General features: G+C 64.5%; 9 protein-coding genes and 2 tRNA genes. 4 read left to right on the top strand and 7 right to left on the bottom strand.

Going from position 1 to position 12253, the window contains the following annotated elements; translation table 11 throughout:
• Window positions 1-5: 5 nt before the first annotated feature.
• Window positions 6-1847, top strand: coding sequence for a glycoside hydrolase family 13 protein (locus L1277_RS12195; RefSeq protein ID WP_253376703.1), 1842 nt, complete (start codon window positions 6-8; stop codon window positions 1845-1847).
• 58 nt (window positions 1848-1905) lie between these two features.
• On the opposite strand, the gene L1277_RS12190 is transcribed toward L1277_RS12195, so the two are convergent.
• Genes L1277_RS12190 through L1277_RS12170 form a run of 5 tightly spaced genes read right to left on the bottom strand, consistent with a single transcriptional unit; the run spans window position 1906 to window position 8572 of the window.
• Complete coding sequence (locus tag L1277_RS12190) at window positions 1906-3348, bottom strand: LLM class flavin-dependent oxidoreductase (RefSeq protein WP_253376701.1); 1443 nt, start codon at window positions 3346-3348, stop codon at window positions 1906-1908.
• The gene (locus L1277_RS12185) at window positions 3345-5096 is read right to left on the bottom strand and encodes an ABC transporter ATP-binding protein (protein WP_253376700.1); all 1752 of its coding nucleotides are present in this window, start codon (window positions 5094-5096) and stop codon (window positions 3345-3347) included. The genes L1277_RS12190 and L1277_RS12185 overlap by 4 nt, the downstream gene beginning before the upstream one ends.
• Window positions 5093-5947, bottom strand: coding sequence for an ABC transporter permease (locus L1277_RS12180; RefSeq protein WP_253376699.1), 855 nt, complete (start codon window positions 5945-5947; stop codon window positions 5093-5095). The genes L1277_RS12185 and L1277_RS12180 overlap by 4 nt, the downstream gene beginning before the upstream one ends.
• Window positions 5944-6951, bottom strand: a complete 1008-nt coding sequence (locus tag L1277_RS12175; RefSeq protein ID WP_253376698.1) for an ABC transporter permease — start codon at window positions 6949-6951, stop codon at window positions 5944-5946. The genes L1277_RS12180 and L1277_RS12175 overlap by 4 nt, the downstream gene beginning before the upstream one ends.
• Window positions 6929-8572: an ABC transporter substrate-binding protein gene (locus L1277_RS12170; protein WP_253376697.1), complete on the bottom strand. Its 1644-nt coding sequence runs from the start codon at window positions 8570-8572 to the stop codon at window positions 6929-6931. Before L1277_RS12170 ends, L1277_RS12175 begins: the two co-directional genes overlap by 23 nt.
• A 165-nt stretch (window positions 8573-8737) precedes the next feature.
• On the opposite strand from L1277_RS12170, the gene L1277_RS12165 reads away from it, so the two are divergent.
• Window positions 8738-9997 (top strand): acyl-CoA dehydrogenase family protein, encoded by a 1260-nt coding sequence (locus L1277_RS12165; RefSeq protein WP_253376696.1) that lies wholly within the window; start codon window positions 8738-8740, stop codon window positions 9995-9997.
• 6 nt (window positions 9998-10003) lie between these two features.
• Here the strand turns inward: L1277_RS12165 and L1277_RS12160 are convergent, their stop codons facing one another.
• Entirely contained in the window at window positions 10004-10552 is a 549-nt protein-coding gene (locus tag L1277_RS12160; protein WP_253376695.1) for a hypothetical protein, read from the bottom strand.
• On the bottom strand, window positions 10549-11820 hold the full coding sequence (locus L1277_RS12155) for a serine/threonine-protein kinase (protein WP_253376694.1): 1272 nt from the start codon (window positions 11818-11820) through the stop codon (window positions 10549-10551). Before L1277_RS12155 ends, L1277_RS12160 begins: the two co-directional genes overlap by 4 nt.
• Window positions 11821-11928: 108 nt before the next feature.
• Here L1277_RS12155 and L1277_RS12150 point away from each other — a divergent pair.
• Window positions 11929-12000 (top strand) — tRNA-Thr (locus tag L1277_RS12150).
• 33 nt (window positions 12001-12033) lie between these two features.
• Window positions 12034-12107: transfer RNA gene (locus tag L1277_RS12145), tRNA-Met, on the top strand.
• Window positions 12108-12253: the final 146 nt, after the last annotated feature.

The following is a 12253-nucleotide window of genomic DNA, read 5'->3' as shown; positions in this document are numbered from 1 at the left end:
CGAACATGGAACCTCACCACGACGGGTCACCCCTCTACGTCTCGAACCCGTCTCCCGAACTCGGTGAGTGGGTTCAGGTCCGTCTTCGGGTGCCACACACGCTCGGCACACCTCGCGCTGTTCGCGTGCGCTCAAATCCTGACCGCGAGCCCCGATTCGCCGAAGCCTCACTCGTCTCGAGCATCGCCGGCTGGGACTGGTGGCAGGCTGACATGCTCATCGAGAACCCGGTGCACGGCTACCGGTGGGTCGTGCGAACCGGCGACGGCATCGACCTGTGGATCACCGCCAGGGGCGTCTTCGACACCGAGACGCTCGACAGTGAAGACTTCAAGCTCACGAGCCACCCCGCACCGCCGACCTGGGCGGCGGGCACCGTGCTCTACCAGGTTTTCCCCGACCGGTTCGCGCGGAGCGCGGCAGCCGATCGGCGGGAGCTACCCGATTGGGCGATTCCGGCGCAGTGGGACGACGAGGTTGCCCTCGAGCAACCGGCGCGGTCCCAGCAGTTCTTCGGTGGCGACCTCGACGGCATCACCCTGCACCTCGACCACCTTGAGAAACTGGGTGTCAGCGCGATCTACCTCACCCCGGTGTTCGCTGGGCGCTCCAATCACCGGTATGACGCGTCAAACTTCGACGCCGTCGACCCGTTGCTCGGCGGAGATGAGGCGCTCGTCCGTCTGGTTGACGCGGCGCATGCTCGCGGACTTCGCGTCATTGGCGACCTGACCAGCAATCATTCCGGCGATGCCCATGACTGGTTCGCGGCCGCCCACCGGCATCCGGAAGCGATCGAAAGCGACTTCTACTACTGGCTCGATGACGAGCAGGAGACCTATGCGTCCTGGCTCGGAGTGCCGAGCCTGCCGAAGTTCAACTGGAGCTCGCCCGAGCTGCGCCGCCGTTTCATCGAGGGCGACGACTCGGTGGTCGCGAAGTGGCTGAAGCCGCCGTTCGCGCTCGATGGCTGGCGCATCGACGTCGCCAACATGACGGGCCGGTTCTCCGACGAAGACCTGAACGCCGACGTGCGGCGCACCATTCGTCGCACGATGATCGGCGTGAACGCCGACACCCTGCTTGTTGCTGAATCGACAAACGACGCATCGACCGACTTCCAGGGCGACGCGTGGCACGGCGCCATGACCTACGCGAATTTCACCCGGCCGCTCTGGGGTTGGCTGAGCGAACCGGACACTCCGGCAGGCGGTGGCCTCGGCATGAACATGTCGACGATGCCGACCTACACGGGCAGCCAGTTCTACCGCGCGCACCGGCAGTTCTCAGCGGGATTCCCGTGGCAAACCCGCCTCGCCACCATGAACGCGCTCGACACCCACGACACTCCGCGGTTCGCCACGCACGCACTGCACGGCGTCATCCCCGTTGCGCTCGGTATGTCGATGACCCTTCCCGGTATCCCCGTCGTTTTTGCCGGTGACGAGTTCGGGCTCACGGGCATCGACGGTGAGCACTCTCGAACGCCGATGCCGTGGTCGCATGCTGATGAGGCAGGCGAGCGGATCGACCTCTACGCGACGCTCATCGGACTGCGCCGCGCGCACTCGGCCCTCAACGGCGGCGGCATGCGCTGGTTGCACGTCGGCGACGATGTGCTCGTTTACGTTCGCGAGGACGCGTTCGAGAGTATCCTCATCGTGGCCGCGCGCTCCGATTTCGACGTCACCCTGCACCCCGATGCCGTCGCCGACGTCCCCTCCGCCGCCCGGCTCTTCGGTTCGGCGTCGCTCACGTCCGAGAGCGACGGCATCCACCTGTCGGGTTCGGGGCCCGTTTTCGCTGCATGGCAGCTTGAGGGAACGACGCTCTCGCCCATTTTGTGACCAGCGGATGCCATCCCGCACGCAGCAGGGACGGCATCCGCTCGTCTATTTCACCTGTCTACGAGGCGACGACTGCTTCTGCCTCGGCCGACGCCTCGGCCCGGCGCTTCTCGTCGGCCTCGTCCCACGTGGTCGGTCCGTTCGCGAACGCGCCGCGGTAAGCGGCCGCCGGGTGCCGGTCGTTGAGGCGCGGCTGCCCGAAGAGTTTCTCGCGCAGGGTGCCGGGTGCGTACTCCTTCTGGGCCAGTCCGCGCTCGCGCAGAACGGGTAGCACCTTGTCGGCGAACTCGGCGAACGAGCCGGGGATCACCCAGTTGATCACGTTGATGCCGTCGACTCCGGCGTCCTGCCAGCGCTCAAGCTCGTCAGCGATCTGCTCGGGCGTTCCCACGACGCGGTTGATGTTCGCACGCTGTAGCACCAGATCGCGAAGGGTGGGTTCACGGTCGGGGATGGCGATCGCCGCCCACTCGAGGAACCCCTTCGTGGTGTTTGTGTCGACATCCTTGATCGGCGTCTCCGGGTCGTAGACGCGGCCTTCGCTGTCGACCATGGCGGCGTGCGCCAGGAAACCCTCGACGCTCACGTACCCGTCGTATTCGCGCGCCTTCTGCTGCGCCTCTTCCTCCGTGTCGCCGATGATGAAGCTCAGCCCGGGGAAGAACTTGATGTCGTCGGGGTTGCGTCCGGCCTCGACAGCCAGGCGGCGGGTCTCCGCGATCTGGGCGCCCGCAGCCTCCGGGGTCGGCGAGATGATGAACACGGCTTCGGCGTTCCGTGCCGCGAAGCCGAGCCCAGAGCCTGACGACCCGGCCTGGAACAACAGCGGCGTGCGCTGGGGCGACGGCGACGGCAGGTGCGGACCCTCGACCCGGTAACGCTCGCCCTCGTGGTAAATCTTGTGCACCTTGCTGGGGTCGGAGTAGAGCCCCTGTTCCTTGTCCTTGAGCAGGGCGCCCTCATCCCACGAGCCCTCCCACAGCTTGTAGGTCACATCGACGTATTCTTCCGCCCAGCGATACCGCTCGGTGTGGTCGGTGAGCTTCGGCAGTCCGTAGTTGCGCGCGCCGTTGTCCTGCGTTCCGGTGACGATGTTCCACGCGATCCGGCCGTTCGAGATGTGGTCGAGCGTCGACACCTGGCGGGCGAAGTTGAACGGGTGGTTCTGCATCACGTTCGAGGTCAGCGCGAGTCCGATGTTCTCGGTAACCACGGCCAACGCTCCGAGCAGGACGGTCGGGTCATTGCTCGGAATCTGCAGCCCATGACGCACGTACACCTCGTAGTCGGCGTCGGCATCGCCATAGTGGCCGGAGACGTCGGCGAAGAACATTGCGTCGAACTTCGCGTCCTCGAGCAGGCGCGCCAGCTCGATCCAGGTGTTCACGTCGTTGAATTCGGTCTGCTGCGCGTCTGGCCGACGCCACTGGCCGTGATTGATGTGCGAGTTCGTGTTCATCACGAACGCGTTGAAGTGCAGGGGTTTACGCGGGGAGGTCATTCTTGTCCTTCTGTGCTGGATGAGGGAGAGACGGATGCTCCGGCGACGGTGTGACTTTCGTCGAGCGTTGGCAACGCGCCAAGGAGTTCCTGGGTGTACGGGTGCGCCGGGCGGGTGAAGATCTGGTCGGCATCACCGGATTCAACGACCACCCCGTCCTTCATGACGAGCACCCGGTCGCTGAGATGGCTGATGACTCCGAGGTCGTGCGAGATAAAGAGGTAACTGAGGCCGAACTCCTTCTGCAGGTCGACGAGCAGGTCGAGGATCTGCGCCTGAATCGAAACGTCGAGTGCTGACACCGCCTCGTCGAGCACGACGATCGAGGGTGACGGGGCCAATGCGCGGGCGATCGCGACGCGCTGGCGCTGCCCCCCGGAGAGTTGCAGCGGGAACCGGTGCACCACCGAGTCGGGTAGTCCCACCTGGGCCAGCAGCGCGAGTACGCGCTCCCGTCGAGCGGTCGCTGTCGCGAACGCCCCGGCCGGCAGGCTGTCGAGGAGGATGCGCTCGACATTCCAGCGCGGGTCGAACGAGCTCAGCGGGTCCTGGTAGACCACCGAGATTTGTTTCCGTAGCCGACGGCGTTTCGTCTCCGGAACGGCCGACCAGTCCTGACCGAGCAGCCGCACCGTTCCGGCATCCGCCGTGTCCAGCGCGAGCGCGATTCGGGCCGTTGTCGACTTGCCTGAGCCGGATTCGCCGACAATACCGAGCGTCTCGCCCCTCCCGAGGGTAAACGACACGTTATTCACCGCGGTGGTCAGCGTCCCGTCCGGTGCCGTGAAGTTTTTCACAAGCCCCTCGGCCTCGAGAACGGGCCCGTCAAACCCGGCGTGCTCGTCATTGGCATGCGCAGCGGTGTGTACAGGCGCCACCCCGGTTGCGGGCGCCAACCGGGTGCCGCGGGTCTCGCGGGACGGCACAGCGTTGATGAGGCTTTGTGTGTACGGATGCTTCGGCGCGGTCAGGATCTCATGTGCGCTTCCCTGCTCCACCACTTCTCCACCGCTCATCACGAGGATGTGGTCAGCGAGGTGCGCCACCACTGACAGGTCGTGACTGATCAGGATGATCGAGGTTCCGCGCTGCTTCATCTCTTCAAGAAGCTGGAGGACCTGGGCCTGCACAGTCACGTCGAGTGCTGTGGTGGGTTCATCGGCGATCACGATCTCGGGATCCAAAGCGAGTGCCGACGCGATGAGTGCTCGTTGTCGGAGCCCGCCGGAGAGTTCATCGGGTCGCTGTCGAGACCGATTTTCCGGCGACGGCACTCCGACACTGGTGAGCAGGTCGATGACCTTGCGTTTCCGGCTGGTGCGATCGCCCCAACCGTGCAGCTTGAGCGCCTCCTCGATTTCTTTGCCGACCGGGCGCAGTGGATCGAGCGACACCAGGGCGTCCTGCAGGATGAAGCCGATGCGCCGACCTCGAATCGACCGCCACCGCTTGGGTGACAGCGCTGTGAGGTTCTCGTCACCGAGGCGGAGGGCGTCGGCGTCGACTACGGCGTTGCCACCGGTCAGGCCAACGAGGGTGCGCGCTGTGACACTCTTTCCTGATCCGGACTCACCGACGATCGCGACGCATTGGCCTTCGCGCAGGTCGAAGGAAACGTTCTTCACGACGGGGCGCACTGAACCATGGCGTTCGAACCCAACGTTCAGATTGTCAACGCTCAGGCGCACTGGCGGTGTGGAGTCGAGCTGGTTCGTGCGCTGTTCGGTGTCGATATCAAGGATCGTCATGCTGTCTCACCTTTCTCGAGGGAGGACTGGATGTGTTTTCCGAGAGTGGTTGCCGCGAGGGCGAGAACCACGATGACGAAGCCGGGCAAAACAACCAGCCAGCTCGCCTGGGTGATGTACGCCCGGCCGGCGTCGAGCAGCGCGCCCCATTCTGAGGACGGTGGAGCGACGCCGAGGCCGATGAATGCCATGCCCGAGGCCCAGACAATCGACTGTCCAACACCCATGGTGAAGATGGCGATGAGCGGTCGAAGCGCATTGGGAAGAATGTGCTGGCGGAAGATGGTGAACCGGGAGTGCCCGAGGGCGCGGGCGGCCTCGACATAACCGGAATTCTTCGACGACAGAATCTGGCCGCGCACCATTCGCGCGTAGCCGGGTGCCGAGCCAAGACCAACGGAGATGACCAGCGTGATCGGTGAGGCCCCGAGAACAGATACGAGAAGCAATGCCAGGAGCAGTGTCGGGAATGCGAAGAGCACCTCGATCAGCCGATTGACGATTCCCGCGGGGATGCGACCGGCGAGAGCAGCGATTGACCCGAGCACAAGGGCGACGAGGATGGCGAGGCCTGCAGCACCAACACCGATCGCCAGTGACTCCCTGGTGCCGTAAACGACGCGGCTGAACAGGTCTCTGCCGGATTCATCTGTGCCGAACCAGTGCGCCAGTGATGGGGACTGCAAGGCCTGGGTGAAGTCCATGGCCAGCGGGTCCTGGGTGCTGAGGATGTTTGGCGCCAGGGCGGCGACCACAAAGATGGCCAATGTGATCGCCGAAGCGGTGAAGCCGACGGAAATCCGTCGCTTGCGGGCGACCGCTGTGACGGTCCGTTCGCTGACTGCGGTCATGAGTTCTTCATCCTTGGGTCGATGACGATGTACGCGAGGTCGACCAGGAGGTTCGTGATGACGTAGGCGGCGGCCACGAGCACCACGATCCCGGTGACGACGGGAAGATCCTGGGAGTCGACAGCGGCAATGAGCACGCGGCCAATTCCAGGCCGAGTGAAGAGCGACTCGGCGATTACGGCACCAGAAATCGTCGAGCCAATAGCCCACCCAGACAAGGTCACCGCGGGAAGCACGGCATGCCGAAGCACGTGACGGAGACGGATGCTGAGGTCACCCATTCCTCGCATCCTGGCGGTGACGATGAACGGGGCGTCGAGCGACCGTTCGAACTCGGTGCGAGTCGCCTGGCCCATGAACCCGGCGAGCGGGATGGCCAGGGTGAGGGCCGGCAGCACGATTCCGTTGGCGCCAGCTCCGCCGATCACCGGGAACCATCCCAGCCCGAGCGCAAACACGAGCAGGAGGATGATGCCGAGCCAGTACGGCGGGAGGCCGGCGGTTACTGTGTCAACTCCGGACCCGAGCGCACGGATCCTCGAGCTGCGTCCGGCCGTCAGCGTGACCCAGAAGACCATGATCAGCCAGGCGAGGACGAGCGTCACAGCGGTCAGGGTGAGCGTTGCGCCCACCTGCTCGGCGATGATGCCCCACACTGGGCGGTGCTGCTGGTACGAGATCCCGAGGTCGCCACGCAGGAGGCCGCCGATGTAGTCGAGGTACTGCACGACGATCGGGTTCTGCAGGCCGTACTCGGCGTTGATCGGAGCGAGTTCCTCCGGAGTGCGCAACTGAGTCTGGCCCGACCGGACATTGAGGATGGTGGTTGCCCGATCGCCGGGCAGAGCGATCTGGGCCAGGAACGCGGCGGTTGCCGCGCCCCACAGAACAACAACGGCACCGATGAGCTTGTCGATAACGGAACGAGTGCGGGGGCTGACAGTGAGGCGTCCGCGTGCTGGAGCCGGAGCATCCGCTTTTCTAGCCAACAAAGTATGCGTCATGGAACACCGGTCCTCCCTGCGAGCTTTCCTGCCAGACGTCCTTGAGGCTCGGGTTCACGGCCAGAGTGGAGAGCCGGTCATAGAGCCCGACCGACAGCGCCCGGTCGGCGATGTATTCCTGTGCCTCGGCGTAGAGCGCGTTCTGTTCGTCCGTCTCGAGCGCCGAGTTGGCGCGGATGATGAGGTCCTCGAGCGCGGGGTCGTTGTAGAACGCGGCGTTCGACGGGTTGGGGCTTTCCTGGAGGTTCTGGCGCCAGATAATGTACTGGATTCCCGCGTTCACGCTGGTCCAGTAACCGACGGAGATGTCGTAGCCGTCTTCACCCGAGTACTTTCCGGACGCTGCCGCGCTCGCCGGAATCGGGATGAGGTCGACCTTGAATCCAGCGGCCTTCGCCTGCTCTTGAACGCCCTGAAGAATCGCGGCGCCGTCGGCGTTGATGATGCGCCCTGCCGCGTAGGGGAACTGGACGTCGAGGGTCTCGCCGTCCTTGACCCGATAGCCGTCGTCGTCGCGCTCGGTCCAGCCGGCCTCGTCAAGGAGTTTGTTGGCCTTGTCGAGATCGAAGCTGTAGGCATCCGCTGCTTTCTCGCTGTAGCCGGGTGTTGACTGGCTGACCGCGCCGTTGCCCTCGTAGGGGATCACTCCCTTACCGATGGTGTCGACGATGCTCTCGCGGTCGAGGCTGTAGACGAATGCCTTGCGCAGGTTCTCATCGGTGAAAATGCCCTTGGCCGTGTTGAAGCTGATCTGCTGGGGGCGACCAGGGGTGATGTACTTGAGCTGCTCGTAGCCCTGCTCGCCGACACTCTCCCACTCGATGGCCGGGACGTCGTAGATGGCGTCAGCCTCACCGGCACGGAGCGCGGACACGCGTGTGGTCGCATCTGAGATGAACTTCCAGTCAACCTTTTCGACATAAGACGGGCCCTCGTGCTTGGCATTCGCCGGTGCGGAGTTGTAGTCGTCGTTGCGGATGAGTTCGATGTTCTCGCCCCGGTTCCACTCACCGACGGTGAATGCGCCGGAGCCGATGGGTGCTGCGCAGTTCTCTTCTTCGGTGCGGGTCTCGAGCGCCTGCTTGGATTGGATGCCGAAGTAGGACTGTGTGAGGTTCTCGGCGAACAGCGGGTACGGCTTGGCGAGGTTCACCTTCACGGTGAGGTCGTCGATCGCCTCGGCTGACTCGTAGTAGCCGCCAAGCCAGACGGCTGCGGTGCTGTTGCCGCCGTTTGCCCAGTAGTCGAAGTTGTAGGCGATCGCTTCAGCATTGACCGGGGTTCCGTCGGTGAATGAGACGCCATCCTTCAGCGTGAACGTCCAGCTGAGCTGATCGTCGGACGCTTGCCAGGTCTCGGCAAGCCAGGGAACGATCTTGTGGTTCTCATCGAGCGAGAGCAGGTTATCGAGGACCTGGTAGGAGAGATACGCCTGTTCGATCCAGCCGCCGTAGACGCACGCGGGCTCTTGTTGGTGACCGTATGAGACCGTGCCGCCCGTGAGTTGCTTGGCGTCTGCGGCTGGCGCAATTGATCCTCCGGCGGAGCAGCCGGAGAGGGCGAGCATCGCGACGATGCCTGCCGCGATGAGCGGGGCGGTCTTCGTGGTGTGTGTGTGCATGAGCGTCATGCCTTTCTCTGCCGGGGGATTGATGGGAGCTTATGGGCGGTGTCGCCTGACGCACCATGGCTCCTGACACAGAAGGAAATAAACGTCCGGTTGTGCAGCATCTTCATTTGAATAGGGAGACAGCCGCCGGAAGTGCGGGTGCAAAGGAGAACACGGATGACTGATGAAAGATACTTCACCACGGGATCAGAGCGGTTCGACGCGCTAATCGACCGATTTCAGCCCGTTTTTGACCGAATTCGATCCGGGGCAATCGAGCGGGAGAGTGAGCGTTCTCTACCCATTCAGGAGATCGAAGAGCTTCGGGAATCCGGCTTTGGCCGCCTGCGCGTGCCAACCGAGTTCGGCGGCTTCGGAGTCTCCATCGCTGAGCTCGCCGCCCTGCTCATTGAGCTCGGCGCTGCGGACTCCAACCTGCCGCAGGCTCTGCGTGGCCACATCGGCTTCACCGAATATGTGCTCGCTCATCCGGATCCGGAGTATCGCCGCATCTGGTTTGAACGCCTCGTCGATGGCGCCCTCGTGGGCAATGCCGAAAGTGAGAGGACCGGTACCTTCGGCAATCTCTCCACGACGGTGCGTAAAACCGACGATGGCTGGCGGCTGAGTGGGACGAAGTACTACACGACCGGGTCGCTGTACGCGGACTGGATCCTGGTGAGCGCGGCGCTCGACAATGCCGACGAACCGGAGCCTGTGCGGGCAGTCGTGCAGGTGAGTACTCGGGCGCCCGGCGTGACGGTGCTCGACGACTGGGACGGATTCGGGCAGAGGCTCACCGGATCCGGGACCACTGAATTCGTCGATGTCGAGGTCGACGCGCGGTTCGTTCACCCGCAGCGCGCGGAGGACGCTGGGCGAACCATCCTGCATGCCGTGTACCAACTCGTACACTTGGCCACGCTCGCGGGCATCGCCCAGGCGGCGCTCGCCGAAATCACCACGTTTGTCCAGGGACGCACGCGCAACCTGTTCAACCTCACCATCGCGCCGACCGAAGACCCCGTCGCCCTGCAAATCATTGGTGAGACATATGGTGCCGCCGAAACGGTGAAGGCCAGCGTGCTGGCGGCAGCGGCTACCGTCGACGGGGCGAGCACGCGTCAGCTGGCAGGGCAGGTGACCGATGCGGACTTTGCTCGTGCGGAAGCCCACGTCTACGGTGTGCAGGCCACCGTGATCGACCTCGTACTTCGGCTAGCCAGTCGGATCTTCGAAGTTGGCGGAGCGTCGGCGACTGCTGAGTCACGACGTCTTGATCGGCTGTGGCGCAATGCCCGAACTGTGGCGTCGCACAACCCGGCGATCTATCGGCAGCAGGCGGTCGGTGACTATGTCGTCAATGGCGTTGCCCCGTCGGCACGGACGGGTGCTGTGCTGTCGGCTCGAGAGAAGAGTGTCGCCCCCGCCGAGTAAGAGGGCCTACTTGTCCTTCTTTGGTTCCTTATCCTTCTTTGGCGCCTTGTCCTTGCTTCCGTTGCCGTTATTGCCGTTATTGCCGTTATTGCCGTTGTTGCCGTTGTTGTTCCCTGGCCCTGTGTTGTCGGGGGTGACGGGGTCGTTGGTGACCGGCGCCGTGGGTGCCACGGGCTCGGGGGTGGCCTCGGGCGTCGCTTCAGGTTCGGGCTCGGGCGCGGGTGCCTGGGCCGCAATGGCCGCATCGACATCGGCCAGTACGGCTGCCAGCGCCACGTCGATGCGCTGGTGCCGAGCGAACGACACGGTCCCGTCGGCCGCGGCCTTATCGAGGTCAGCGTCGAAGGCAACGAGGGTGTCGCGCGCAACCTGGAGGTCGCCGTCGGCAACCGCCTGCGTGACGGACAACACCGTCGTCTGGAACGCCGTGGCCGTCTCCGCGTCATAGTCCGATGGGGCCGCCTGGCACCCGGTCAGCGCGCTCGACGCCACGAGCCCGGCGAGGGCGAGCGGGAGGAATCGGCGGCTGAATGCGCCTGATCGTTGGGGCGTCATGGTGTCACGCTGTCCTGAAGCTCGGTCAAGTGTTCGCCGATGGTTCCCGGTACGGCGGGATACTCGACCGGGCTCACCTCGTCCGGTGTGCTCACCGCGACGACAACGGCCACAACAATCGCAACCACGACGGCCAGCGCCGCAGTCACAATGCTCGCCGTGACCCGGCTCCGGCGGCGACGGCGCGGCGTGCGGGACGGTGACGGAGTGGCATCCGTTGCTGAATGATCGACATCCACCGGCTCGAGCAGCGCGGTCGACGCGGTGCTCAGCGACTCAGCCGCGGGCAGGAGCCGGGTGGCCGCGGTGTCATCAGCACGTGTTACCTCGATGGCTACGGTTGACCCACCGCCGTCAGTATCGACGGCCAGGGCTGCGGTCGAGTCGTTCTCGGGGTCGCTGCTGGCCCGAAAGTCGTTCAGCCGGCGCAGGCCGCGCAGCGCCAGCGCCACCTCGTGGGCACTCGGGCGATTGGCTGGAACGCGCGCGGTCATGGCGGCCAGTGTCTCGCTGAGAATCGGGTCGATGTCGGCAGGAATCTCGGGATCACGCGTGAGCGGAGCGAGAGCCGCTTCCTGCCCAGGGCCACCGAAAACGCGACGCCCCGTGAGGCACTCGAGCAGCACCAGACCCAGCGAGTAGACGTCGCTCGCCGGCCCGACATCGTCGCCGCGGGCCTGCTCAGGGCTCAGATAGCCGGCTGATCCAACGGTGAAGTGCGTGGCGGTGAGCCGCGTGCCGTCGGTCAGCCGCGCGATGCCGAAGTCGCTGAGCTTGGGGTGCGGCCGGGTGTCTGTGCCGGCCTCGTGCGCCAGCAGAATGTTCGCGGGCTTGACGTCGCGGTGCACGACTCCGCGTTCGTGAATGTAGTGCAGGGCGTCGGCGAGGTCGGCGCCGATGTGCCGGGTGTCGTCCGAGCTCAGTTGACCGGCGGTGAGCGCCACCCGAAGATCCGATCCGCGAACCAGCTCCATCACGAGGTAGGACCGCGGGTTCAGTGGGTCGGTCTCGTCGGTGCCGGCGTCAAGGAGCATGACCAGGCCCGGGTGGGTGAGGCTCGCGAGAAGTGAAATTTCACTCTGCGCCCGACGAAAATCAGACGGCGAAGCGGATGCCACGGAGAACAGCTTGACGGCCACGTCACGATTCAGAGATTCGTCGCGAGCGCGATAGACCGAAGCCATTCCGCCTGTTCCGACGATCGACAACAACCGGTACCGGCCTGACAGGATCAGGTCGGTCGATTCTCTACGCGTGGTCTCGGTCATGGGTCCTTCCCCGCCCTCCATGCTACGTTGGGGTCGCAGAGCGCGGGTATGGTTCAAAGCACCCCTTGCGGGATGGTAGTCTCTACTGGTGCCAATTCGTATGGCCACGCTCCGGTAGCTCAGTGGTAGAGCACTTCCTTGGTAAGGAAGAGGTCGTCGGTTCAACCCCGATCCGGGGCTCGTTACTTTCTCGGCGAGCCGGCGAAGTATCGCGGCAGGGTAGCTCAGTTGGTGAGAGCGCACGACTCATAATCGTGAGGTCGCGGGTTCGAATCCCGCTCCTGCTACGGGGAGAGGCCCTCAAGCCTGTTCCCACGCAGCCCCAAGGTCTCGCCACCTTGGGGCTTTTCCTTTTCTCGGGCGTGATCTTCGGTCGATGCACCTCATCGTGCGGAGCGCAACCCCGGTAAACGTTCAGCCAGCGGCACCGTAA

This window comes from Okibacterium sp. HSC-33S16 (assembly GCF_024171565.1).
GTDB lineage: Bacteria > Actinomycetota > Actinomycetes > Actinomycetales > Microbacteriaceae > Mycetocola_A.
The sequence above is the reverse complement of the archived record's forward strand: the minus strand, read 5'-3'. Positions and strand labels throughout refer to the sequence as shown.